This is a genomic window from Bordetella holmesii, assembly GCF_020735985.1.
Taxonomy (GTDB): domain Bacteria; phylum Pseudomonadota; class Gammaproteobacteria; order Burkholderiales; family Burkholderiaceae_B; genus Bordetella; species Bordetella holmesii.
The window spans coordinates 2,764,077-2,788,363 of sequence record NZ_CP085973.1 but is presented as its reverse complement, the minus strand read 5'-3'; the positions used below and the strand labels follow the sequence as shown (position 1 = coordinate 2,788,363).

Annotated in this window: 25 protein-coding genes and 1 other RNA gene; 13 read left to right on the top strand and 13 right to left on the bottom strand. The window is 61.2% G+C overall.

Annotation, left to right across the window (positions count from 1 at the left end; translation table 11 throughout):
* Positions 1-27: 27 nt before the first annotated feature.
* Genes tolB through LK440_RS13320 form a run of 6 tightly spaced genes read right to left on the bottom strand, consistent with a single transcriptional unit; the run spans position 28 to position 5,660 of the window.
* Positions 28-1,344 carry a Tol-Pal system beta propeller repeat protein TolB gene (tolB, locus tag LK440_RS13345; RefSeq protein ID WP_005018709.1) on the bottom strand — a complete coding sequence of 439 codons (1,317 nt, stop codon included), beginning with the start codon at positions 1,342-1,344 and terminating at the stop codon, positions 28-30.
* A gap of 16 nt (positions 1,345-1,360) precedes the next feature.
* Entirely contained in the window at positions 1,361-2,281 is a 921-nt protein-coding gene (gene tolA / locus LK440_RS13340; protein WP_005018710.1) for a cell envelope integrity protein TolA, read from the bottom strand.
* A gap of 34 nt (positions 2,282-2,315) precedes the next feature.
* Positions 2,316-2,777 carry a protein TolR gene (gene tolR, locus LK440_RS13335; protein ID WP_005018713.1) on the bottom strand — a complete coding sequence of 154 codons (462 nt, stop codon included), beginning with the start codon at positions 2,775-2,777 and terminating at the stop codon, positions 2,316-2,318.
* Positions 2,777-3,451 (bottom strand): protein TolQ, encoded by a 675-nt coding sequence (gene tolQ / locus LK440_RS13330; RefSeq protein ID WP_005018715.1) that lies wholly within the window; start codon positions 3,449-3,451, stop codon positions 2,777-2,779. Before tolQ ends, tolR begins: the two co-directional genes overlap by 1 nt.
* Before the next feature lie 2 nt (positions 3,452-3,453).
* A complete protein-coding gene (gene ybgC, locus LK440_RS13325) occupies positions 3,454-3,876 on the bottom strand; it encodes a tol-pal system-associated acyl-CoA thioesterase (RefSeq protein ID WP_005018717.1) in 423 nt (140 codons plus the stop codon).
* A gap of 53 nt (positions 3,877-3,929) precedes the next feature.
* A complete protein-coding gene (locus LK440_RS13320; RefSeq protein WP_005018720.1) occupies positions 3,930-5,660 on the bottom strand; it encodes a proline--tRNA ligase in 1,731 nt (576 codons plus the stop codon).
* Positions 5,661-5,725: 65 nt separating this feature from the next.
* Between LK440_RS13320 and LK440_RS13315 the strand changes: the two genes are divergently transcribed.
* The 5 genes from LK440_RS13315 (at position 5,726) to LK440_RS13295 (ending at position 10,691) form a co-directional block, all read left to right on the top strand.
* Positions 5,726-6,295, top strand: coding sequence for an RNA pyrophosphohydrolase (locus tag LK440_RS13315; protein ID WP_005018723.1), 570 nt, complete (start codon positions 5,726-5,728; stop codon positions 6,293-6,295).
* The gene (locus tag LK440_RS13310) at positions 6,276-6,962 is read left to right on the top strand and encodes a response regulator (protein WP_005018726.1); all 687 of its coding nucleotides are present in this window, start codon (positions 6,276-6,278) and stop codon (positions 6,960-6,962) included. The genes LK440_RS13315 and LK440_RS13310 overlap by 20 nt, the downstream gene beginning before the upstream one ends.
* Before the next feature lie 22 nt (positions 6,963-6,984).
* A complete protein-coding gene (locus tag LK440_RS13305; protein WP_025341333.1) occupies positions 6,985-8,487 on the top strand; it encodes a sensor histidine kinase in 1,503 nt (500 codons plus the stop codon).
* 228 nt (positions 8,488-8,715) lie between these two features.
* Entirely contained in the window at positions 8,716-9,165 is a 450-nt protein-coding gene (locus LK440_RS13300) for a tripartite tricarboxylate transporter TctB family protein (RefSeq protein ID WP_005018732.1), read from the top strand.
* A 5-nt stretch (positions 9,166-9,170) separates the two neighbouring features.
* Positions 9,171-10,691 carry a tripartite tricarboxylate transporter permease gene (locus tag LK440_RS13295; protein WP_005018735.1) on the top strand — a complete coding sequence of 507 codons (1,521 nt, stop codon included), beginning with the start codon at positions 9,171-9,173 and terminating at the stop codon, positions 10,689-10,691.
* Between the two features lie 53 nt (positions 10,692-10,744).
* Here the strand turns inward: LK440_RS13295 and LK440_RS13290 are convergent, their stop codons facing one another.
* The 3 genes from LK440_RS13290 to LK440_RS13280 all read right to left on the bottom strand — a co-directional run bounded on the left by LK440_RS13290 (position 10,745) and on the right by LK440_RS13280 (position 14,055).
* Positions 10,745-11,965: an ISL3 family transposase gene (locus LK440_RS13290; RefSeq protein ID WP_005012861.1), complete on the bottom strand. Its 1,221-nt coding sequence runs from the start codon at positions 11,963-11,965 to the stop codon at positions 10,745-10,747.
* A 96-nt stretch (positions 11,966-12,061) separates the two neighbouring features.
* A complete protein-coding gene (locus LK440_RS13285; protein ID WP_005018738.1) occupies positions 12,062-12,991 on the bottom strand; it encodes a LysR family transcriptional regulator in 930 nt (309 codons plus the stop codon).
* 158 nt (positions 12,992-13,149) lie between these two features.
* On the bottom strand, positions 13,150-14,055 hold the full coding sequence (locus LK440_RS13280) for an NAD(P)-dependent oxidoreductase (protein ID WP_005018740.1): 906 nt from the start codon (positions 14,053-14,055) through the stop codon (positions 13,150-13,152).
* Between the two features lie 199 nt (positions 14,056-14,254).
* Here LK440_RS13280 and LK440_RS13275 point away from each other — a divergent pair, with 199 nt between their 5' ends.
* Positions 14,255-15,475 (top strand): ISL3 family transposase, encoded by a 1,221-nt coding sequence (locus LK440_RS13275; RefSeq protein ID WP_005012861.1) that lies wholly within the window; start codon positions 14,255-14,257, stop codon positions 15,473-15,475.
* Between the two features lie 55 nt (positions 15,476-15,530).
* Here the strand turns inward: LK440_RS13275 and LK440_RS13270 are convergent, their stop codons facing one another.
* Together LK440_RS13270 and LK440_RS13265 are read right to left on the bottom strand one after the other, a co-directional pair.
* Positions 15,531-17,036: a tripartite tricarboxylate transporter permease gene (locus LK440_RS13270; protein ID WP_005018744.1), complete on the bottom strand. Its 1,506-nt coding sequence runs from the start codon at positions 17,034-17,036 to the stop codon at positions 15,531-15,533.
* A gap of 21 nt (positions 17,037-17,057) precedes the next feature.
* Positions 17,058-17,513, bottom strand: a complete 456-nt coding sequence (locus tag LK440_RS13265; RefSeq protein WP_005018747.1) for a tripartite tricarboxylate transporter TctB family protein — start codon at positions 17,511-17,513, stop codon at positions 17,058-17,060.
* Positions 17,514-17,995: 482 nt separating this feature from the next.
* On the opposite strand from LK440_RS13265, the gene LK440_RS13260 reads away from it, so the two are divergent.
* From LK440_RS13260 to LK440_RS13245, 4 genes are all read left to right on the top strand, one after another.
* Positions 17,996-18,442 (top strand): hypothetical protein, encoded by a 447-nt coding sequence (locus LK440_RS13260; RefSeq protein WP_025341334.1) that lies wholly within the window; start codon positions 17,996-17,998, stop codon positions 18,440-18,442.
* Positions 18,442-18,753, top strand: coding sequence for a cell division protein ZapA (locus LK440_RS13255; RefSeq protein WP_005018752.1), 312 nt, complete (start codon positions 18,442-18,444; stop codon positions 18,751-18,753). Before LK440_RS13260 ends, LK440_RS13255 begins: the two co-directional genes overlap by 1 nt.
* 36 nt (positions 18,754-18,789) lie before the next feature.
* A non-coding RNA gene (ssrS, locus tag LK440_RS13250) (6S RNA) lies at positions 18,790-18,973 on the top strand.
* A 93-nt stretch (positions 18,974-19,066) separates the two neighbouring features.
* On the top strand, positions 19,067-19,828 hold the full coding sequence (locus tag LK440_RS13245; RefSeq protein ID WP_005018754.1) for an SIMPL domain-containing protein: 762 nt from the start codon (positions 19,067-19,069) through the stop codon (positions 19,826-19,828).
* On the opposite strand, the gene lgt is transcribed toward LK440_RS13245, so the two are convergent.
* Positions 19,797-20,591: a prolipoprotein diacylglyceryl transferase gene (gene lgt / locus LK440_RS13240; protein WP_005018757.1), complete on the bottom strand. Its 795-nt coding sequence runs from the start codon at positions 20,589-20,591 to the stop codon at positions 19,797-19,799. The genes LK440_RS13245 and lgt overlap by 32 nt on opposite strands.
* A gap of 178 nt (positions 20,592-20,769) precedes the next feature.
* Here lgt and LK440_RS13235 point away from each other — a divergent pair, with 178 nt between their 5' ends.
* Both LK440_RS13235 and msrA read left to right on the top strand, forming a co-directional pair.
* Positions 20,770-21,105 (top strand): c-type cytochrome, encoded by a 336-nt coding sequence (locus LK440_RS13235; RefSeq protein ID WP_005018762.1) that lies wholly within the window; start codon positions 20,770-20,772, stop codon positions 21,103-21,105.
* 16 nt (positions 21,106-21,121) lie between these two features.
* A complete protein-coding gene (gene msrA, locus LK440_RS13230; RefSeq protein ID WP_005018764.1) occupies positions 21,122-21,679 on the top strand; it encodes a peptide-methionine (S)-S-oxide reductase MsrA in 558 nt (185 codons plus the stop codon).
* Positions 21,680-21,740: 61 nt separating this feature from the next.
* On the opposite strand, the gene hppD is transcribed toward msrA, so the two are convergent.
* Positions 21,741-22,853 (bottom strand): 4-hydroxyphenylpyruvate dioxygenase, encoded by a 1,113-nt coding sequence (gene hppD, locus LK440_RS13225; RefSeq protein ID WP_005018766.1) that lies wholly within the window; start codon positions 22,851-22,853, stop codon positions 21,741-21,743.
* Between the two features lie 140 nt (positions 22,854-22,993).
* Between hppD and LK440_RS13220 the strand changes: the two genes are divergently transcribed.
* Positions 22,994-23,470: an Lrp/AsnC family transcriptional regulator gene (locus LK440_RS13220; protein WP_005018783.1), complete on the top strand. Its 477-nt coding sequence runs from the start codon at positions 22,994-22,996 to the stop codon at positions 23,468-23,470.
* Positions 23,471-24,287: the final 817 nt, after the last annotated feature.

Here is a 24,287-nt window from a genome sequence, read left to right as displayed (position 1 = left end):
GTTCCTTTGCAAAGAGAGTCACACGTGTTATCGGGTAAATGGGCCCCACGTAGGTTCACGTATTTCTCCATTCAGGACTGACAGGGTCTGCCGCACGCGGCCATCGCTCGATACACCAGCAAGCACGCTACGGCCATTCTGTATGGTGGCGTAGAGCACCTGCATGCCGTTGGGCGCGAAGCTCGGCGACTGGTCATCACGACCATCCGTCAGCAGAGTTTCGGTGCCAGTGGACAGGTTTAGCGAGGCGATTCGGAACGCGCCGTCGCGTCTTGCAACGTACAGCAGCGTCGATCCATCAGGAGAAATTCGGGGTGAAATGTTGTAACTACCGTTAAACGTCAGGCGACGGGCTTCTCCGCCATCTAGGCCGACTTGGTAGATCTGCGGACCGCCGCTGCGATCACTGGTAAAGATAATGGAACGGCCGTCAGGCGTAAAGTTCGGTTCGGTGTCGATGCCGGGCGAACGCGTAATACGGCGCGGTTTTGAGCTTCCATCGGCCGAGACGATGTAAATTTGCGACAAGCCGTCCTGGGTGAGGGCCACGGCAAGCTGCGAACCGTCCGGCGACCAGGCCGGGGCGCTGTTGTTGCCCTTGAAGTTGGCCACCGGGATTTGCGAGCGGCTGGCCAGCGTCTGGACATACACCACGGGCTTGCCCGAATGGAAGCTCACATAGGCCAACTTGGAGCCATCCGGCGACCAGGTGGGCGAAATAATGGGTTCGCGCGAGCGCAAGGCAACCTGCGGGTTCTGGCCGTCAGCGTCGGCCACCTGCAGTTCGTAGGTATTGCCTTGTTTGACCACGTACGCGATGCGAGTGGCGAAGACGCCGCGCACGCCGGTGATTTTCTCGTAGATGCGATCAGCGATCTGGTGGGCGATGCGGCGCAGTTCCTGCTCCGTGCCCGAAAACGCCACGCCGTCGAGCTGGCCTTTCTTGACCGTATCGGCCAGGCGATAGCGCACTTCATAGCGGCCATCGGCGCCACGGGTGATGCTGCCGTAGGCCAGGAAGTCCGCGCCGCGGCCACGCCAGTCATCATAGGCAATGGGCGAGTCCACGGTCAGGCCGGCGCCTGCGGTGTTGATGAGGCGGAACTGGCCCGTGCGGGTCAGGTCGGCGCGGATGATGTCGGCCAGGGCGCGGCCGCGTACATCGTCGCCGGCGAAATCAGCGATGCCTATGGGGTATTGCGTGGCGCCCGTGCCGGAAATGTCCACGCGCAGTTGCGCGTGGGCCGGTTGGCAGACGATGAAGGCCGCCATGAGCAGCAGCAGCGCAAGGCCATACGATCGCAAAACCCCCGGCAGGGAGGCTCGGCTGGAAGCGGGTGTCATGGTCAGCAATCTCCTGTCAATCATACATACGGTACACGACGTCGATGAGGGGCTCGTAACGGCCCGTCGAAGGCTTGGGGAAGGGGTTGCAACTGCGGATACCGTTTTCGACCGCGCGGTCGAAACCGGCATTGCCGGAGGAACGGGTGAGCGTTACGTTGCCCACCTTGCCGTCACCTCCTAACTGTACTCGGTATTCCGCCGTCGGATTGGCCGATCCGGCGCGGGGCGGGGTCGGGAAGGCTACGCGGGGTTGCACGCAGGCACGTACCTTGGCGCCATAGCCATCGTCTCGGCCTCCGCCGGCCTGGTTGCGGTCCGCGGTGCCTCCGGGGCGACCCGCATTGCCCAGGATGTCGTTGCGGAAAGCATCGCGCAGTGCCTTGTCGGCAGCCGCCTTCTTGGCCGCTTCTTCCTTGGCCTTTTTCTCGGCCGAGGCTTTCTTGGCGGCGTCTTCCTTGGCCTTCTTGTCGGCGGCTTCCTTGGCTTTCTGCTCGGCTGCCTTGCGCTCCTGCTCCAGGCGCTGCTTTTCTTTCAACTCGGCCTGGCGGCGTTCTTCTTCCAGACGGGCTTTTTCCTTGGCGGCCTCGGCGGCCTGCCGGGCTTTCTCTTCCTGCTCGCGTTTTTTGCGTGCAGCTTCCAGCGCAATTTCCGGATCGGGTTGCGGTTCAGGCTGCGTTTGGGCGGGCTTGGGCGGCGGCGCGGGTTCCGGCTCGGGTTCGGGAGTCGGTTTGGGCGGCGTCGCATCGGGCGTATCGCCGTCCATCCACAATTCGACCTGCACCGGGCCGGGGTTCTGGGTGTGCCAGTTCAGCCCGAAGAAAAGCACGATGACCAACAGTATGTGTGCCAGCACCGCCAGGCCCAGGGACTTGGCATTGTCCTTGCGCTCAGGGGACCACGGGGTTTTACTGTCGGATCGGATAATCGGGGGCATGGGCTTGCGAGGTCAGGCGGGCGATGTGCGCCGGTCAGCGTTTCTTGGCGGGCGTGGACGGCGGCTGCGAACTGCCACCCTGATCCACCAGCAGGCCCAGGCGCGTGACGCCATTGCTGCGCAACTCGTCCATTACCTTGACCACGGTTTCGTAAGGGACCTTGCCATCGGCGGCGATCACCACCGGTGTCTCGGCGGTGATGCGCGAACGCACTTCGCTGACCAGCGCCGTGCGGGCGATATCCTGCAGTTCGGCGCCCGGTTCACGCATGCGCAGGGCAATCTGGCCATCCTGGGAAATCTGGACTTCCAGCGGTTTGGCGGGAACATCGGCCGCCGCGCCCACCGAGGGCAACTGGATCAGCCCGGGCGTGATCAGCGGGGCGGTGACCATGAAGATCACCAGCAGCACCAGCATGACGTCGATGTAGGGCACGACGTTGATGTCGGCCTTCATGCGGCGGCCGCCACGGCCGCTGGAGCGTACCGAAGGCATTAGCGCACCTGCCGCTGCAAGATGTTCAGGAACTCGTCGACGAAGCTGTCGAAACGGATCGAAATGCGGTCGATGTCGTTCGTGAAGCGGTTATAGGCCACCACGGCGGGGATGGCGGCAAACAGGCCGATGGCAGTGGCAATCAGGGCCTCGGCGATCCCGGGGGCCACCGACGCCAGCGTGGCCTGTTGCATGTTCGACAAGCCGATGAAGGCGTGCATGATGCCCCATACCGTACCCAGCAGCCCGATGTAGGGGCTGACCGAGCCGGCCGAGGCCAGAAAGTTCAGGTGCGACTCCAGGGAGTCCATCTCACGCTGGTAGGCGGCACGCATGGCGCGGCGCGGGCCGTCCAGCAGCTCGACCGAGTCGCCGCCGCCGCGGCGGGCCTTGAGAAACTCCGTCATGCCCGCGTCGAAAATGCGGGCCAGGGCGCCTTGCTCATCGCGGCGGCTGGCCACGGCCTGCTGCAGCATGGCCAGATCGCCGCCCGACCAGAAGTCATCCTCGAAGCGGCGCGTTTGCTGATGCGCGCGCTTGATCGCCATTCTCTTGGCAAAGATATATGTCCAGGACATAACCGAGATGCCCAGGAGCAGCAGCATGATGAATTGAACCGGCACGCTGGCATTGAGAATCAGCGAGGACATCGACATGTCGCTGGTGACTTGCATGGTTATTCCTGAGTGAATTCCAGTAGGGCGCGGAGAAAATCGGGCAACCCCGCGGGTCGCAAGCGTTCCGAGTCTACGCAGCAGATTTGGATTTGCCCTTCGGCTAGCAGTTCCCCATCCCGTTCGGCACGCTGCGCAAAGTGTATAGAAGCGCGGCCCAGTCGTGTGACACGGCTGCGGATCGTAAGCAGGTCATCGAGCCGCGCCGGCAACCGGTAGGCCATCTCCAGACTCTGGACGACAAACAGCCGCTTTTCCTCGCGCGCCAGCCGAGACTGATCGACTCCGAGGTTGCGCAGCCATTCGGTGCGGGCACGCTCGAAGAACTTGAGGTAATTGGCATAGAAAACCACTCCGCCGGCGTCAGTGTCTTCATAGTAGACACGTACGCTCAGAGTGGATTCGGCAGACGTCGGCTGGCTCACGATGGATAAACGGCCTAGGGGAAACCCGGGTCAATGACGACCCGGGGCGGAGTCTACAGCGTTTCGAGCTTGTTCAGTATCTCTTTCAGTGCCGAATCCAGCGAAATTTTTTCAGCCTCTGTCTGACGGCGAGTCTGGACTTCGACGAGGCCCTCGTTCAGGCCACGGTCGCCAATGGTGACCCGCAGCGGCACGCCGATGAGCTCCCATTCAGCGAACATCACGCCCGGGCGGGCATCGCGGTCATCGAGAATGACATCCACGCCATGCTCGCGCAGGGCGGCGTACAGCGCTTCGGCCTTGTTACGCACCGTTTCACTTTTACCCCAGCCAACCGGGCAGATCACGACTTCAAAGGGAGCGATGGCGCGTGGCCAGATGATGCCCTTGCTGTCGAAATTCTGTTCGATGGCCGCTCCGACGATGCGGGTCACGCCAATGCCGTAGCAACCCATCTGCATGACGGCCGGCTTGCCCGTCTCGTCCAGAAAGGTTGCCTTGAGGGCTTCGGAGTACTTGGTGCCCAGGAAGAACACGTGGCCGACTTCGATGCCGCGCTGGATGGCCAGCGTGCCCTTGCCGTCGGGGGAAGGGTCGCCGGCGACGACATTGCGCAAGTCCGTCACCAGCTCGGCTTCGGCAAGATCGCGGCCCCAGTTCACGCCACGCAGGTGGAAGTCCTCACGATTGGCGCCGCAAACGAAATCGGCCATGTTGGCCACCGTGCGGTCGGCGATGATGCGGACTGGCTTGATCGTGCCGATGGGGCCCAGATAGCCCGGCTTGCAGCCAAAGTGCTCGACGATCTCGGCCTCGGTGGCAAAGCGGAAGTTCTTCAGCCCCGGCAGTTTGCCTGCCTTGATTTCATTGAGTTCGTGGTCGCCACGCAGCAGCAGCAGCCAGATCTGCACGCCGTCGTCTTCGGACTCGGTGGCCAGGACGATGGGCTTGATGGTCTGAGTCAACGGCAGGCCGAGCAGCTTGGCGACGTCCTCGCATTTGGCCGCACCCGGGGTGGACACCTCCTGCATGGTTTCGGTCGGCGCGGCGCGTTCGGCCAGCAGGCAGGGCGCTTCGGCCAGTTCGATATTGGCTGCGTAATCCGAATCAGGGTTAAAGACCAGCAGGTCTTCTCCGGTATCGGCGATCACCTGGAACTCATGGCTGCGCGACCCGCCAATGGAGCCGGTGTCGGCGGCCACGGCACGGAATTCCAGTCCCAGACGGCGGAAAATCCGGTGGTAGGCATCGAACATGATGTCGTAGCTGCGGCCGGCGGCAGCCTCGTCCCGGTCGAAGGAGTAGGCGTCCTTCATGGTGAACTCGCGTCCGCGCATCACGCCAAAGCGTGGGCGGCGCTCATCCCGGAACTTGGTCTGGATGTGATAGAAATTCACCGGCAGCTGACGATAGCTGTGGATCTCATTGCGCGCGATGTCGGTGATGACCTCTTCGGAGGTCGGCTGCAGCACGAAGTCGCGCTGGTGCCGATCTTTGATGCGCAGCAGTTCGGGGCCGTATTGCTCCCAGCGGCCCGATTCTACCCAGAGCTCGGCCGGTTGCACGACCGGCATCAGCAGCTCCACGGCACCCGCGGCATTCATTTCGTCACGGATGACGCCTTCAACCTTGCGGATGACCTTCAGGCCCAGGGGCATGTAGGTGTAAATGCCGCCGGCCAGTTTCCGGATCATGCCGGCCCGCGTCATGAGTTTATGGCTGGCGACTTCTGCCTCGGCAGGAGCCTCTTTCAGGGTGTTGAGATGGTAGTTGGATGCGCGCATGTTTAAAGGTGGCAGCAGATACGTATAATCGTCCGTAATTGTATTGAATTCGGTGGGGGTGGCCCATGCTTGATCGCGAAGGCTACCGCCCCAATGTCGGCATCATTCTCGTCAACGGTAAAAACGAGGTCTTTTGGGGTAAGCGAATCCGGGAGCATGCCTGGCAATTCCCGCAGGGCGGCATCAAATATGGCGAAAGCCCGGTGCAGGCCATGTATCGCGAACTCCATGAGGAAGTGGGCCTCAAGCCCGAGCATGTCCGTATTTTGGGGCGTACACGTGACTGGTTGCGTTATAACGTGCCGGATCACTTCGTCCGGCGTGAGTGGCGTGGCCACTATAAAGGACAAAAGCAGATTTGGTTCCTGCTGCGCCTGGTTGGGCGCGACAGCGACGTATGCCTGCGCTCGACGCAGCATCCGGAGTTCGACGCCTGGCGCTGGAGCCAGTATTGGGTGCCCTTGGACGCGGTGATCGAGTTCAAGCGCGATGTTTACACACAGGCCTTGAACGAGCTGGCTACGATCCTGTTCCGCAGGCATCACGAAACGCGCTATTTGCGCCAGCGTGTGCACGGACCTCGCTCTTCTGATAATTCCGCGGAAACAGACGGACATGCGCATATTGCTGGTTGAAGATGAGCGCGACATGGCCTCTTGGCTCATGCGTGCGCTGGCGCAGAGCGGGTTTCTACCCGATCATGCGCCGGATGCACGCACGGCCGAAGGCCTGATGGCCGGTAATGAGTACGATGCCATCGTCATGGATCTGCGTCTGCCCGACAAGCACGGCCTGGTCTTGCTGCGCGAGATGCGCAACCGTGACGACCGCACTCCGGTATTGCTGCTGACGGCGCAGGGTGCCTTGCAGGATCGTGTCCGGGGCCTGAATTTGGGGGCCGACGACTTCCTGACCAAACCCTTCGCCCTTGAAGAGCTGGAAGCCCGCCTGACCGCGCTTGTGCGGCGCAGTCGGGGCCGCCAGCATCCGCGGCTGCAATGCGGTTCGCTGTCATACGACGGCGAGAGCCGGGCGTTCACGCTGGATGGCGCGTTGCTCTTTCTGACCCCGCGCGAGCACGCCGCGCTGGCGGCCTTGCTGACCCGCAGTGGCTATCCGGTGGACAAGGCGCAGTTGTTCGGCAAGGTGTTCACACATGACAGCGAGGCCAATCCGGACGCCATCGAGGTGGTGTTGCACCGGTTGCGCAAGAAACTCGCTGGCAGCGACGTGCGTATCGTGACGGTACGGGGCCTGGGGTATATGCTCGAAAGCGTGGCGCGTGAGCCCACCGAGTCCTGAGCGCCGGTGGCGCCGGCCCTTGCTGGGCATCCGGGCGCTGCTGATTTCGCTGCTGCTGCCCGGGGTGATTCTGCTGTTGGTCATCGACAGCCTGAACGACTATCGCACGCTGTCGGCCATCACCAACGAGGCCTATGACTCGGCCTTGCTGGAGCCGGCTCGTGTGCTCGAGAGCAGCCTTGAGTTCCATCCTGATGGCAGCCTGCAGGTGGCTACGCCCCTGTACGCCCAGGTCATGCTGGAATCGCGGGTAGGCCTGCGCAAATATTTCCGCATCGAAGAAATCGACCCTCCCTGGCCGGAAGGGGCCAAGGAGCAGCCGAAAGACGGTCGCAGCCTGGCCGGCATGCCCGAAATGCCGCGCCCGCCAGTGTGGCCCCAAGGCAATGGGCAGCCCATTTTTTACGACGCGGTCTATCGCAATGACCCAGTGCGAGCCGTGGCGGTGTTGCGCGACCTCTATTATCACGGGCAGCACCGGCAGGTGTTGGTCATCGTGGCCGAAAGCATGGGCAAGCGGCTGGCGGCCGAAACCGCCGCTCAGCGCCAGGAGGTCCTGCGTGATGCACGCATGCTGGCCTTGGTGGCGTTACTGGTCTGGTGGGGAGTGACCTGGGCCTTGCGGCCCCTGGTGCGCCTGCGCAATGACATCCGCTCGCGCCGCCAGGACGACCTCACGGCGCTGGATGCTTCACGCGTGCCTAGCGAAGTCGCGCCGCTGGTCGAAGCCGTCAACTACCACATTGCCCGCCATCGTCACGTCATCGACGGACAGGCGCAATTCCTGGCGGACGCCTCGCATCAATTGCGTACCCCGCTGGCCATCATGCTCACGCAGGCGCAATACGCCTTGCGCGAGCGCGACCCGGCGCGTGCGCAGGAGGGCTTGCGCGCCATCGTCGACCAGTTGGGCCGTACTCGCCGTTTGACAGAGCAGTTGCTGTCCCTGGCGCATGCCAACCAGGCCGAGGTCACGCCACGGCAGGTACTCGATCTGAACGATCTGGCGCGCGGGGTCGTGCTGCAGTATCTGCCTCTTGCCCACGAAAAACGCCAGGATCTGGGCTGGGTCGATGCGCGCGGCGAAGACACCGCTCGTGAGGACTTCGGGCAGGTGGTGGTACCGGTGATGGGCAGCGAGGCAGAACTGCACGAGTTGCTCTCAAATCTCGTGCACAACGCCATCAACTATGCCCCGCCAGGCGCGCGGATCACAGTTTCCGTGGTCAAAAAAGCCGATCGGGCAGAAGTCATCGTCGCCGATAACGGCCCGGGCATCGACCCCGTGTTGCGTGCCCGGGCCTTTGCCCGTTTTGACCGCATTGGCGGTGAGCGCTCGGCCGCCTCTTCGGGCACGGGTCTGGGCCTGGCTATCGCGCGTGGCTTTGCGCGGCGCAACGATGGTGACATCGACCTCTGCGATGGTGAACCGAACGAGCAGGGCGGACACGGCCTGGCTGCCGTTTTCTGGATGCCCATAATCGATGTGGCGATCTCCCCGACAGGCCCTGACAGCCGTCCCTGACGTAAAACATGCTGAATCTGCCTAGGGATAACCCCGGGATTCAGGAGCCCGACAGTCAATAGAAAGCGGATTAGCAGCTTCGCTTCGTATTCTGCGTGCCGGTCCCATTGAAAACGGGACAGGCCGCGCTCGCTTTTGGGGCGCAGGCGGATCAACCGCGCCCAGGGCGCGCGAGGAGCAAGCGTGGACTTATCTAGTTATAAAAAGGACTACTACGGGGGCGTGTTGATGGTGCTGGTCGGCCTTGGGGCCGTGTATGCCGGTACTGACTACCATCTGGGCACGTTGTCCCACATGGGTCCGGGGTTTTTCCCCGCAGCAGTAGGCGCTCTGTTGGCTTTTGTCGGTTTGTTGATTGCCATGTCGGCACGTGCCAAGGGCGCGGCGGACCTTGGCAAAGAGGCGCCCGAGACGCCGGAGCCGGCTGGGCATAACCACGCATTTCCGGACATCCGTGGCAGCGTCTGCATTCTGTTGGGCATTCTCGCGTTTCTGCTCCTCGGTGAGTGGGGAGGCCTTCTGCCGGCCACGTTCGCCATCGTGTTCATCTCCGCGCTGGGTGATCGCACCAACACGTTGAAACAGGCTTTGTTCCTGTCCTTGTCGATGTGCGCGATCGCCGTCGTTGTCTTCTGGTGGGCGCTGCAACTGCAGCTGCCGCTGTTTCGCTGGGGTTGAGCACCATGATCATGCAATCTTTGACTGACCTCTGGTACGGGTTCGGTGTCGCGTTCCAGTGGCACAACCTGATGTGGTCGTTTTTTGGCGTGCTGGTGGGTAACCTTATTGGCGTGCTGCCCGGTATGGGCGCGCTGTCGGCTATCTCCATCCTGCTGCCGCTGACCTACGTCATGCAGCCGGTGCCAGCGATTCTGATGCTGGCCGGTATTTTCTACGGTTCGCAGTACGGGGGCGCGATCGGCGCAATTCTGCTGAACCTGCCCTCGCACCCGCCGCATGCCGTGACTTGCCTGGACGGCTATCCATTGACCAAGCAGGGCAAAGGCGGGACAGCGCTTGGCATCACGATGATCTGTTCGTTCTTTGCCGCCTCCATCGGCATCATCGTGATGGTCTTCGCGTCGCCGTTGCTGGTCGAGGTGGCATTCAAATTCGGCCCGACCGAAATCTTCTCCATCATGCTGCTGGGCCTGCTGGCCGGCGCCACCATGTCGCGCGGTTCGCCGCTGCGGGGCGTGGCCATGACACTGTTTGGCCTGCTGTGCGGCGTGGTCGGAACCGACGTGAACACGGGCACGATCCGTTTTTCATTCGGTCTGCTGGATCTGTCCGATGGGCTGGAGCTGGTGGCCATTTCGATGGGCCTGTTCGGCGTGGCCGACTTCCTGATGAGCGTCAATCGCATGGCCTCGATCAGCACCGGCGCCAAGCTGCGTGTGCGGGATATGCGGCCATCCAAAGCCGAGATGAAGGAAGCCTTCATGCCCATGGTGCGGGGCACGCTGGTCGGCACGCTGTTTGGCGCCATGCCTGGCACGGGCCCGACCATCACGACCTTCATCGCCTATGCGCTCGAGCGCAAGGTTTCCAAAACACCTGAAAAATTCGGCACGGGCATGATCGCGGGGGTTGCCGCGCCCGAAGCCTCTTCGCACTCCAAAACGCAGGTCGACTTCATTCCGACGATGAGCCTGGGCATCCCTGGCGATGCGGTGATGGCCCTCATTCTTGGTGCGTTGCTCATTCAGGGTATCCAGCCAGGTCCCCAGCTCATTACTGAGCATCCGGACATCTTCTGGGGGCTGATCGCCAGTTTCTGGGTGGGCAACGTGTTGTTGATGGTGCTCAACGTCCCGCTCATCGGCGTATGGGTCAAGTTGCTGCAGGTGCCTTATCGCTATCTGTTTCCGTCTGCGTTGTTCTTCATTGCAGTGGGGGTATTCAGTACGCAGAACAGCTTGTTCCAGATATGGGAAGTGCTGGCATTCGGTGTGATCGGCGCATTTTTGATGTTCCTGGATTTCTCGGTCGCGCCTATCTTGTTGGGCTTTGTGCTGGGGCCGATGGTCGAGGAAAACTTCCGCCGGGCCTTGCTGCTGTCGCGGGGCGACATGATGATTTTTGTGGAGCGGCCCATCAGTGCCTGGTTCATCGGGGCCAGTGCCCTGCTGATTCTCGCGCAGATCTGGGCTTTCGCACGGCGCAACCGCAAAAAGCCGCAAACGGCTCAAACAGCGGCCTGAAGATAATACGGTTCAGCGTGTGGGGCGGCCTTGGTGCCGCCCTTTTTTTTGGTTCATCGAGGAATACCGGGGAATGCAGACCGGATCTTGAGGAAGAAGTACTCCTGATCGCGGTAGCCGTAGGCGCGGCGCTTGATGACTTTGATGGTGTTGTTGATGCCCTCGACGATGCTGGTGTTGAGCCGGTGGCGACAGCGAGACAGAATCCCGTGCAGATAGGCTTTTAGCTTGAGCGCGAAGTGAGCCAAGGCGGCGATGCCGCTGCCCCGAGCCTGTTGCAGCCAGTGATCCCATGCCTGGCGGGCGTAGCCGGGGTGTTGGTAGAACCACAGCTGTTTGAGCTCATCGCGCATCAGATAAGCGGTGAGCAAGGGCTGGTTGGCCTGGAGCAACTCGTCCAACTTTACCGATTGGCACGGATCGAGGTTTTTGCGATTGCGCAGCAGTAGCCAGCGACTGGACTTGATCACCCGGCGGGCCGGCTTGTCGTGCCGCAACTGGTTCGCTTGGTCTACACGCACCCGGTCTATCACTTCACGGCCGTACTTGGCCACGACGTGGAACAGGTCGTAGACGATCTCGGCGTTGGGGCAGTTGGCCTGGATCTCCAGCTCATAGGCCGTCGTCATGTCGATCGCTACGGCCCGGATCTGCTGGGCAACCCCAGTTGGCAGTTGTTCGAAGAAGGCTCTGGCCGTCTCGCGCGAGCGGCCATCACCGATCCATAGCACCTGACGGCGGATCGGATCGACAACGACCGTGGCATAACGATGGCCCTTGTGTAGAGCGAACTCGTCCATCGCTAGGTAGTGGATCTGGCTCCAGTCCGGCTCTTGGATCGCCCGTCGCAGCAGGGCCTTGTCCAGCGCCTTGACCGTGTGCCAACCCAGTTGGAAGAAGCGCGCCACGGCCAGAATGTTGCTGGACTCAAGCAACTGGCTGACCGCCTCGGCCAGCCGGTCGGTCACTCGCTGGTAACGGCCCAGCCAGCTCAGCCTCTCCAGATGCGGTCCACCGCACTGCTCGCACCAGACCCGCCGACGCGGCACTACCAGCGTCACTCGCAGCGCCATTAGCGGCAGATCCCGCACCCGGCGCGTGGTCGTCTCATGCACCTGCCGACATCGGTTGCCGCAGTGCTCGCAGTGCATCGTTCGCGCTGAAGGCTTCAGGTAAATCGTGACCGTCCGGCTCTCACCTTCAGGCCACACGACCCGCTCCACCCGATAACCTTCCCACCCACCCAACCTCTCGATCGTCTTGCGGTCCAGCATGATCCCGGCCTTGATCCTTGAAAAATCAAGGATCAAGCGTAACGGCAATCAAGCACGGCTCCACGCTATTCCGCGATGAACCTTTTTTTGCCTGCGCTAGCGGCTCACGGGCTTCAATCCCATGCGCTCATAGCTCGGTGGCAGGCGTTCGAACAGGAAGTCAAGAAAGGCCCGCACGGCCGGAATCATTCCGCGCCGCGAGGGGTAGATGCAATGCACGATGCCTTCGGGCGAGCGCCAGTCCGGCAGCACCGGCACCAGTTCGCCCCGGCGTAACTCCGCCTCCGTGGCCGCCGAAGGCAGCAGCGCCACCCCGCGTCCCCGGACGGCAGCCTCGGTAAGCACGATGAAATCATTGCAGCAAAGGCGGGGGGCCACCGTGATGGCGCGTTCTTGGCCTTGACCATCGTGCAACGACCAGATGACTTCGGTTTGCGGGTCGTTGAAGCTGAGTGTGTTGTGCTGGACCAAGGCTTCGGGCGACTCCGGGGTACCGTGACGCTGCAAGTAAGCCGGACTGGCCACCAGTGTGCTGGTGGCCGCGCCCAGTTGCCGCACCACCAGTTCGGCATCGGTATCCAGCTTGGTGCGCACGCGCAGCGCCAGGTCGACACCTTCGCTGATCAGGTCGACCCACCGGTTCGTCGCCAGCATTTGAATGGATACCTCGGGCCAGGTATCCAGAAATTCGGGCAACAAGGGGGCGAGCAACTGCTGCGCAATGGAGATCGGACAGCTTACGATCACCGGGCCCGCCGGCTGCGTCTGCATTTGCCGCATGGCTTCATCGGCCGCGCGTGCCGCCGAGGTCATCTCGCGGCAGTAATGCAGATAGCGTTCGCCTGCCGTGGTCAGACGCAGGCGCCGCGTCGTACGCTGCAACAGCCGCACACCCAAGCGTTCTTCCAGCTGAGAAATACGCCGCGACAAGCGCGATTTGGGCAGATCGAGGACCCGCGCCGCCGCGCTGAAGCCGCCCTGGTCGACGACTTGAGAAAAATAAAAGAGGTCGTTGAGGTCTTGCATGTTCGTTCTGTGAGGGAACACCTGCTTCATCATAGGCCGGTTCACGGCACAGATGAAGCCCCGTTTCGGCGCGCAGGCGGGCACCGCCCCGCCAGAGGGTGGGGAAAAAAAAACGAGGGCTTGCTGCCCTCGTCGTGGTCATCGCTTCCGTTGGGCGTTCAGTCGCGCAGGCGGGTGATGAGGCTGGAGGTATCCCAGCGGCCGCCGCCTTTTTTCTGAACATCACCGTAGAACTGATCGACCAGGGCCGTCAGCGGCAGGCGGGCACCATTGTTGCGGGCCTCCGTCAGCACCAGGCCCAGGTCTTTGCGCATCCAGTCCACCGCAAAACCGAAATCGAACTTGTCGTCGACCATGGTGCCGCCACGGTTTTCCATCTGCCAGCTCTGCGCGGCGCCTTTGCTGATGACGTCGAGCACGACCTTCATGTCCAGGTCCGCAGCCTGACCAAAGGCGATGGCTTCCGAAAGCCCCTGTACGACCCCCGCGATGCAAATCTGATTGACCATTTTGGCCAGTTGCCCCGCGCCGGGCGCGCCCACCAGAGTGACCGCGCGCCCATAAGCGGCGGCCACAGGCTTGACGGCATCGAATATGGGCGCCTCACCGCCGCACATAATGGTGAGCACGCCGTTGACCGCACCGGCTTGGCCGCCCGAGACGGGGGCGTCGACGAAATTCAGTCCAAGCTCCTTGGCGCGCGCATACAACTCACGCGCCACATCCGCCGAAGCGGTCGTGTGGTCGACAAATGTCGACGCCTTGGTCATGCCGGCAAAGGCACCTTCTTCGCCCAGCACCACGCTGCGCAAGTCGTCGTCATTGCCCACGCAGGCAAACACGATGTCTGCGCCCTTTGCGGCGTCGCGAGGCGTTGGGGCAGATTTGCCGCCGAACTCCTGCACCCAGGCCTGGGCCTTGGCGGCGCTGCGGTTGTAGACCGTTACGTCGTGTCCGGCCTTGGCAAGATGGCCTGCCATGGGAAGGCCCATGACGCCGAGCCCGAGGAAGGCGACCTTCTTGGCCGCGACGTTGTCATAGGTTTTGGAGCCGATGCTTGCCATGCCTGATGTTCCCGGTGAGTGTGAGACAGCGAATCCGTTAACTTACCGCAATCGTTCGCCTGCGGCGAGGGGGATCTGGGCAGGCTGTCGGGCGCGCGCGGCACCGGCGAAAAAAAAGGTTCATCGCGGAATAGCGTGGAGCCGTGCTTGATTGCCGTTACGCTTGATCCTTGATTTTTCAAGGATCAAGGCCGGGATCATGCTGGACCGCAAGACGATCGAGAGGTTGGGTGGGTGGGAAGGTTATCGGGTGGAGCGGGTCGTGTGGCCTGAAGGTGAGAGCCGGACGGTCACGATTTACCTGAAGCCTTCAGCGCGAACGATGCACTGCGAGCACTGCGGCAACCGATGTCGGCAGGTGCATGAGACGACCACGCGCCGGGTGCGGGATCTGCCGCTAATGGCGCTGCGAGTGACGCTGGTAGTGCCGCGTCGGCGGGTCTGGTGCGAGCAGTGCGGTGGACCGCATCTGGAGAGGCTGAGCTGGCTGGGCCGTTACCAGCGAGTGACCGACCGGCTGGCCGAGGCGGTCAGCCAGTTGCTTGAGTCCAGCAACATTCTGGCCGTGGCGCGCTTCTTCCAACTGGGTTGGCACACGGTCAAGGCGCTGGACAAGGCCCTGCTGCGACGGGCGATCCAAGAGCCGGACTGGAGCCAGATCCACTACCTAGCGATGGACGAGTTCGCTCTACACAAGGGCCATCGTTATGCCACGGTCGTTGTCGATCCGATCCGCCGTCAGGTGCTATGGATCGGTGATGGCCGCTCGCGCGAGACGGCCAGAGCCTTCTTCGAACAACTGCCAACTGGGGTTGCCCAGCAGATCCGGGCCGTAGCGATCGACATGACGACGGCCTATGAGCTGGAGATCCAGGCCAACTGCCCCAACGCCGAGATCGTCTACGACCTGTTCCACGTCGTGGCCAAGTACGGCCGTGAAGTGATAGACCGGGTGCGTGTAGACCAAGCGAACCAGTTGCGGCACGACAAGCCGGCCCGCCGGGTGATCAAGTCCAGTCGCTGGCTACTGCTGCGCAATCGCAAAAACCTCGATCCGTGCCAATCGGTAAAGTTGGACGAGTTGCTCCAGGCCAACCAGCCCTTGCTCACCGCTTATCTGATGCGCGATGAGCTCAAACAGCTGTGGTTCTACCAACACCCCGGCTACGCCCGCCAGGCATGGGATCACTGGCTGCAACAGGCTCGGGGCAGCGGCATCGCCGCCTTGGCTCACTTCGCGCTCAAGCTAAAAGCCTATCTGCACGGGATTCTGTCTCGCTGTCGCCACCGGCTCAACACCAGCATCGTCGAGGGCATCAACAACACCATCAAAGTCATCAAGCGCCGCGCCTACGGCTACCGCGATCAGGAGTACTTCTTCCTCAAGATCCGGTCTGCATTCCCCGGTATTCCTCGATGAACCAAAAAAAAACCGGGCCCAAGGGCCCGGTTGACGTTGCTCGCAAAAGGATTGCTTAATCTTCTTCGACGAAGGTCTCTTCGCGTTTTTTGCGGATCGCGGGCAGCGCGACCACCACCACCAGAGCCAGGGCCAGGGCCAGCAGCGAGGCCGACAGCGGGCGGGTGATAAAGGTCGAGAAGTCGCCACGCGACAGCAGCAGGGCGCGACGGAAGTTTTCTTCCATCATGGGGCCCAGCACCAAACCCAGCAGCAGCGGTGCACCTTCGCACTTCAACTTGGACCAGACATAACCCACGACACCGAAAGCGGCCGTCATGAAGATGTCAAAGCTGTTGTAGTTCAACGAATACACGCCGATGGTGCAGAACACCAGAATGGCCGGGAAGAGGACGCGGTAAGGCACCTTCAACAACTTGACCCACAAGCCGATCAGAGGCAGGTTCAGAATCACCAGCATCAGGTTGCCGATCCACATCGAGGCGATCAGGCCCCAGAACAGCTCGGGGTGGCTGGACATGACCTGCGGACCCGGCTGGATGTTGTGGATGGTCATGGCGCCAACCATCAGCGCCATCACGGCGTTGCCCGGGATGCCCAGGGTCAGCAGCGGGATGAAGGAAGTCTGAGCTGCCGCGTTGTTGGCCGACTCCGGGCCTGCCAGGCCGGCCGGATGACCCTTGCCGAAGCGCTCGGGATTCTTCGAGATCTTCTTTTCGAGCGTGTAGGAGGCGAACGACGACAGCACGGCACCACCGCCAGGCAGAATGCCAAGCGCCGAGCCCAATGCAGTACCGCGAAGTACAGCGGGAGCCGCTTCCTTGAATTCCTGCTTGTTCGGGTACAGGGAGCCAATCTTGTCGGTGATGTCGACGCGGTTTTCCTTCTGCTCGAGGTTGTTCATGATTTCGGAGAAACCGAACACGCCCATGGCCACGATGGCGAAGTCAATGCCGTCTTGCAGTTCGGGAACGCCGAAGTCGAAACGTGCGACGCCCGAGTTCACGTCGGTGCCGACCATGCCCAGCAGCAGGCCGAGAATGATCATGGCGATGGCCTTGGGCAAGGAGCCCGAAGCCAGCACGACAGCGCCGACCAGACCCAGCACCATCAGCGAGAAGTACTCGGCAGGGCCGAACTTGAAAGCCACTTCGGCCAGCGGGGGCGCGAAGGCAGCCAGCAGCAGGGTTGCCACGCAGCCGGCGAAGAACGAACCCAGCGCGGCGATGGCAAGCGCGGAGCCAGCTCGGCCGTTACGGGCCATCTGGTGGCCATCCAGCACGGTCACCACCGCGGATGTCTCACCGGGCAGGGCTACCAGAATGGCCGTCGTCGAACCGCCATACTGAGCGCCGTAATAAATCCCGGCCAGCATGATCAGGCCGGCAACCGGCGGCAGCACGTAAGTGATGGGCAGCAGCATGGCGATGGTCGGAACCGGGCCAATACCGGGGAGCACGCCGATCAGCGTACCCAGAATGCAGCCCAGCAGGGCATAGGCCAGATTCTCGGGGCTGATGGCCACCGAAAAACCCAGCAGGAGGTTGTCAAGCAATTCCATGGCGAGTGTTCTCCTCTAGCCTTAGATAAACGACGGCCACAGCGGGAAGATCAGGCCCAGACCCTTGATGAAGGCCAGGTACGTGAACACCACCAGGAAAACGCCGTTGGCCAACGCGACCTTGAGACTGAACTCATGGCTTGCCAGGCTGCTGAGCACAACCAGCAGAAAGACGGCGATGTAGACGCCCAGGAGCTTGAGCACCAGGGCATAGACGATGACGGAGCCAATGACCAGAAATACGATGCGCCAATCGAAACGGTCTACGTGTGTTTCGGTGGCCTTCTTGGAAAGCGAGCCGATCAGAACGATCGCGCCCAGCAAGGCAAGGACGAGTCCCAGCCAGAAGGGGAAGTACCCCGGTCCCATGCGGGCCGCAGTACCCATTTGGTAGCTGCTGGCCTGCCAGGAGAATCCCAGCCCGAAGATGATGAACATCACCCCCGACCAGAAATCCTGTCGATTGCGTAGCTGCATGATTGGTTGGCTCCTGTTTTACAGCGTGTAGATTGGTGCAAGCCCGCTACGGTGTTGGCCACTGCTGGCGGGCACAAAAAAGGCACTAGGGGGTGCCATTCGTTGTTGTTGAAAGCTTTCAGCGCTTTTGTTGAAAGCGAGATTGCGCTTTTTTGAAGGCCGAATGGTAATGGAGGGGATCACGCATGCAAACCCTGGCTTGCGCCAGAATCACTGGGGTTTTCCCGCAGTTTTGGCACAAATAGGGGATGATCCGGGTCTATTCTGTAACCGCGGCGTCAGTTTGAAGGCGTTTTGAAAGCTAAATGAAAGCTTGAAGAAAGTTTCGCGAAAGCCATCCGGGGGCTGCTGCGAGGGTGGCCTTTCTTGCGGGCCGCGACAGGCATCTGACAAAAAGCTTTCAGGTGGTACTGAATATTGCCGGTTTTCTCAGCTTGCGTGAAGAGGCCCGAATCGGTTCCGGATGGTTTACGATAGTGCCCATGCTGCAAGACCTCGATCAACTCGCCGCCCGAATTGGGCAATTGGTGCAACGCACCCGGCAACTGCACGCCGAGCGTGATGCGTTGCGTATTCGTCTCAACGACAGCGATGCGGAAGCGCGCGCGCTCAAACAGCGCTGCGCCGACCGCGAAGCCGAACTCCAGGCCCTCAAAGAACAGATGCGCGACCACAGCGGCGCGCTCGACCTTTGCAAGGCCGAATCCCAACAGGCCGAAGCCGCGCTGCGTGAGCAACTGGCGCGCGAGTCCGCCGACCGCCTCGCGCTCGAGGCCCGGATAGGCGAGCACGAACGCCAGATGCAACACGCGCTGGCCGCGCGTGATGCCGAGGTGCAGCGTCTGCGCCTGGCCGCCTCATCGGCGCGCGAGCGCATCGACGCGGTACTGGCGCGCCTTCCTGGCGCCGCAGCGGGAGAACAAGCCTGATGGAACGCCTAGATGTCTCTATCCTGGGCCGCGACTATTCACTCGCGTGCTCGGCCGAAGAAAAACCCGTGCTGCTTGCCGCGGTGCGTCATGTGGATCACCTCATGCTGCGCATCCAGGGCACCGGGAAAATTTCCAGCAATGAACGCATCGCCGTCATGGCTGCCTTGCAGATTGCCGGGGAGCTGCTCGCCATGAAGGCCCCCGACGGCCCGCTTGGAGGTTTGGCAGTTGGCGACTTCAAGCGTAGAATCGAAGAAATGAACCTGTTGCTCGATGGCGCACTGTCGGGCCAGGAAAAGCTTATTTAAACGTAGTTGATGTCCCCTGGACGCTGCGTTGTCAGTTTGTCCCTGCGGTGCTCGTGACTTGGCCATACATTCTCTGAACCGATGCTATCGGCATAATGGTTGCGGGAGTGTTGAGCTGGAGTGATCGTCACTTGTTGACGAACCCGATGCTCTTCGGATCGCGACCACCTTGAACCTAAGGGTTCGAGATGCCGGCCTAGACGGCACACGCGGGGCATCTATCCCGGCAGGCCTGCTTCGCCTCGAAGCGAGGGCCTGCCCCGGGGCCGGATTCGCCCGGGCCTGCCTTCCCACCCACCTTACGGGTTTCCTCATGCACCGATCCTTTGCGTTGTCGCTCACCCGAATCGCGGCCGCCTGCTGCGCCGCTGTGGCGTTGTCCGGCGCATCGCCAAGTTTTGCGCAAACCTCGACCCCGGCCGCGTCCGAGGCAGCCGCGCGCAGCACCGCGCCCGAACTCAGCTTGCAGGCCTCGGCCTCGGCCGAGGTCAGGCAGGACACGGTGCGCATCAGCCTGTCGGTCGAGGTAGAGGGCAATGACCAGGCCGCGACGGGCAAGCGCTTGACCGCCGCGCTGGATGAGGTCGTCAAGCGCGCCCGAGGCGCCAAAAATATCGAGGTGCGCTCTGGCGGCTACAACGTCTGGCCCAACACCAACCCCAAGGGGAAGATCGTCAGTTGGAGGGGGCAGGGCGAGGTGGTGCTGGAGTCCAAGGATTTCGAGGCCGCCTCGGCACTGGCCGCCAAACTGGCGGACAAGACGGCAATCTCGAATATTGCATTCTTCCTGTCGCGCGAGGGGCGCGAATCCGAGGAACGCAAGCTGCTGGGCCAGGCAGCTCAGGCCTTCAAGGAGCGCGCGCTGGCGCCGGCCAACGCTTTTGGCTTTTCCGGTTATCGGCTGGCCAAACTGGAGCTGGGCGGAGGCGGAGGCGCTTCGGCCCCCATGCCGCGCATGATGTCGGCGCAGATGGCCAAGGCTGATGCGGCGGCCGCGCCGGCTCCGGGCGTACCCCTGGAGGCCGGCGAGGTGACCGTCAGCGTCACGGTTGGCGGGACGATCGTTTTGCAGTAAAGACAAACACTGCCAGGCCGGCCAGGAACATAGGCAATGACAGCCATTGCCCCATGCTCATGCCGCCGGCCAGCAGGCCCAGGAAGTTGTCCGGTTCGCGGGTAAATTCCACCAAAAACCGGAAGGCGCCGTACCCCATCAAGAACAGCGCACTAACCTGGCCGGTAGGGCGTGGTTTGCTCGAAAACCACCACAGAATCACAAACAGTACCAAACCCTCGAGCCCGAGTTCGTACAACTGCGAAGGGTGGCGGGGCAGGCTGTCGCCCGATTGTGGAAAAACCATTGCCCAGGAGACCGTCGAAGGCCGGCCCCAGAGTTCGCCGTTGATGAAATTACCCATGCGTCCGGCGCCCAGCCCCAGGGGGATAAGCGGAGCGATGAAATCGCTGATCGTGAAAAAGCTCACCCCTTTTTTACGAGCGAACAGCAGCATCACCAGGATGACGCCGATCAGGCCGCCGTGAAATGACATCCCTCCCTCCCACAGGAAGGCGATCTCCAGCGGGTGGCTCAGGTAATAGCCGGGTTTGTAAAACAGCACATAACCCAGGCGGCCGCCCAATACCACGCCCAAGACGCTGTAGAAAATCAGGTCTTCGAGATCCTTGGCGGTCAGGTTGCCGCCTTGGCCGCGATTGATGCGATAGCGGCCCAACAGGTAGACCAGCGCGAACGCCAGCAAATACATCAGGCCATACCAGTGAATCGCGAGCGGACCCAGACGCAGGGCGACGGGGTCGAATTGAGGTGCTTGAAGCATGAGAGGTCTGTGAGAAAATTTAGTCGATGATAACCGGCGTGCCTGTCATGTTCCTGGCGAGCAGGAATAGTTGGACGGACAGACTTGTGAAGGGAATCGTTCCTCTTGGAAAACTCGGTTACCATCCTTGCAGTAGGGGGCGGTCTGGCGTGCGCCCTGTGTAGCGGAAGTCCGTATTATGTCTTTGAATCTCAAGCTGGTTGTGGGCGGCGCGGTTTTGCTGCTGACGTCCGTGGCTCAAGCGCAGACCACAGGTCTTGAACTCGCCAGGAGCAAGGCCTGTATGGCCTGTCACCAGGTCGACAGCAAGCGTGTGGGCCCACCGTTGAACAGCGTGGCCGAGCGTTATGCCGGGCACCCTGAAGCTATCGACTATTTGGCCAACAAGATCCGTATGGGCGGGCGGGGTGCCTGGGGCGCTGTCCCCATGCCTGCGCAATCCCACGTTTCGCCCGAAGAGGCCAGGCAGTTGGCCCAATGGGTGCTGTCCCTGACCCCGGCGAAGAAACCCTGATCTCTAGGAAATCATCATGTCCGAATCCTCTGCTCGTCCCGGCCTCGAAATCGCAGTGCTTGGCGGTGGCTGCTTTTGGTGCGTCGAAGCGGTGTTGAAAGACTTGCGTGGCGTCGTCAGCGTGCGGCCGGGATATGCGGGCGGCCACGTCGACAATCCCAGCTATCAACAGGTGTGCAATAAGAATACCGGTCACATCGAAGTTGCCGAGGTGCAATTCGATCCAGCCGAGTTGAGCTATGCCGATCTGCTGCGGGTCTTCTTCGCTACCCATGATCCGACCACGCCGGGCCGTCAAGGCAACGATGTCGGCCCTCAATATGAGTCGGCGATATTCTGGCAAACCGAAGCGCAGCGCGAGCAGGCTCAGGCTGTCATCGCCGAGGTCGATGCTGCGCACATCTACGATGCGCCAGTCGTCACCCGCTTGCTTGCCCCGACCCGCTTCTGGCCGGCTGAAGACTACCATCGTGATTACTTCGAGCTGCATCCCGAACAGGGCTATTGCCAGTTCGTGATCGCGCCCAAAGTCGCGAAATTTCGCAAGCAGTTTCACGATCGCCTCAAACGCTGAGACGGATGCCTAAAAAACAAAGCCCCAATCGGGGCTTTGTTTTTTCTCGGCCGTGCCGCGGTCAGTCGGCCGATTTGACTACGCCGCGGCGCATCTGATCGAGCTCGATCGACTCGAACAAAGCCTTGAAGTTGCCTTCGCCGAATCCATCATTGCCCTTGCGCTGGATGATCTCGAAGAAGATCGGGCCGATCTGGTTCTCCGTGAAGATCTGTAGCAGCAGCCCGCCGCCGGGTGCTCCGTCGAGAAGAATTCGGTTCTTCTGCAGTCTTTCCACGTTTTCGCCGTGTTGCGGCAAGCGACGATCGAGCAGTTCGTAATAGGTTTCGGGCGTGTCGAGAAAGACGACGCCGTTGTTGCGCAGCGCCTCGATGGTTTCGTAGATATTGTTCGTGGCCATCGCAATGTGCTGGATACCCTCGCCGCGATAGAGGTCCAGATACTCCTGGATCTGGCCTTTTTCTTCGGTCCCCTCTTCGTTGATGGGGATGCGGATGTTGCCGCAAGGCGAGGTCATGGCCTTGGACTTCACACCTGTGACCTTGCCCTCGATATCGAAGTAACGTACTTCGCGGAAATTGAACAAGCGCTCGTAGAACTCTGCCCACTCGGCCATGCGGCCTTTGTGCACATTGTGGGTCAGGTGATCGACCAGCGTCAGGCCGGCGCCGGCGTAGGTCAAGTCATCCTGGGCATTGGCCGGGTCCAGCGGGACGAAGTCGACGTCGTAGATGCTGATGTCACCGATGCCGCCGTGCCCCGTCTTGCCGCGCCAGCGGTCGACCAGGTAGATGAGCGAGTCGCCGATGCCTTTGATGGCGGGAATGTTCAGCTCCATGGGGCCGCTGTGCGAATCGAACCCCCAGGCGCCGAGTTCCAGGGCACGTTTGTACGCGCGCGCGGCATCGTCCACGCGAAAGCCGATGGCACAGATAGACGGCCCATGCAGGCGGGCGAAGCGTTGCGCAAACGAATCGGGCTCGGCATTGATCAGGAAGTTGATGCCGCCTTGACGGTAAAGCGTCACATCCTTGTGGCGGTGCTTGGCAATTGCCTTGAAGCCCAGCAGTTCGAACACTTTGCGCAGCGCCACGGGATCGGGGGCGGTGTATTCGATGAACTCAAAACCGGCGGTTCCCATGGGGTTGTCCCAGGGCTGGAATGGCGTAGTCATGGCTGCGCGTCCTTGTCTCGTTGTTGGTGTGCGAAACCCAAAATTCTAGGCATTTGCGGCGGCAGGCGATTGCAAAAATAGCGCCAATACCCATACCATGCGCAATACAATAGCTCTGTATGTGGATTTAGGGGACAAATATGTCCGAAAACGGACTTGATAGGACAGATCGGCGAATTCTGACCGAGCTGCAGCGCGACGGGAGCTTAAGCAACCAGGAGCTGGCCGACCGGGTGTCTCTCTCTCCCAGCCCCTGCCTGCGCCGTGTGCGTCGACTGGAAGAACAGGGGTACATAAAGCGATATGCAGCGCTGGTGGATGCCGACAAAGTCGGCCTGGGGCTGCTGGCCTACGTAACCATACGCTTGAACAAGCATGTGGGCGGCAGTCACGCGTCGATGGCTGACTTTCATCGCGATGTGCTGCTCTGGCCGGAGGTCGTAGAGTGCTATGCCATGTCGGGCGACATGGACTATCTGTTGCGTGTCCAGGTGCAGGATCTGGCGCACTTCTCTCGATTTGCCATGGATACACTCATGCTGCACCCTGCGGTAGTCGACATGAAATCCTTCTTTGCCTTGCAACAGGTCAAGGAAACGACCGAGCTGCACGTCTAATATTGGCTCTGTAGCGACTGTAGCGGCCCCTCTATATAGAGGGGGGACAAAAAATCGGGGGCGTAAGGCCCGTGGTCACGGCACAAAAAACAGGTTTTTTATAAAAAAGGTGTCAAAGCCGTGACACACGATTTTTTTCTATGCTATAGTTCGCCCCCTCGCAGCACAGACAGCAACGCAGATGCAACGCAGTCGGTGTAGTGAGGACCGAAGCGAGATTGGTTTTTCGGTTTCCGAGGCGATTGCCGCATGAGCGGGGCGCAGGAAGCGGGAAGTGATTTCGAACACGGGGAGTGAGGATTAGGCGAAGAGCCGGCCGGGATTCCAGTGTTGCACGACGGTGTAGAAATAAAGCGGCTTCGGTTGCATGATCTGCAAAAGTTGTGTTATAGTTTCGGGCTTGGCAGTTAACGAAACGTCAGGGTTAATCCTGATCTGCACTGAAAGGCGCAGGACGCTTCGCTAGTTGCTAAGCAGGGTTGCCGAGGGGTGATCCCGGGGGCGCGAGTCTCTGAGGAGGTGGTGAGTTGGCAAGGCAAACGTGAGCAGAAGAAATTTTGCGAGCGTCGCGAAAAAAGCGAAGCCGAGTTGACAAACTTAAAAAACTTCTTCATAATCTCGTTTCTCTGCTGCTGACAACGATGCAGCGACGACAGCAAGGCAAGGCGCTGTAAGTTGCACGACGTTGGCAGGCAAGCGAAGCAGTTTGGCAGTACCGCTCTTTAACAATTAAACAACCGATAAGTGTGGGCACTTGATGTGAGTGCGCAACGACTGGGTTTCAGCCTGGTCGGGAAGCGAAACTATCAAGTGCTCA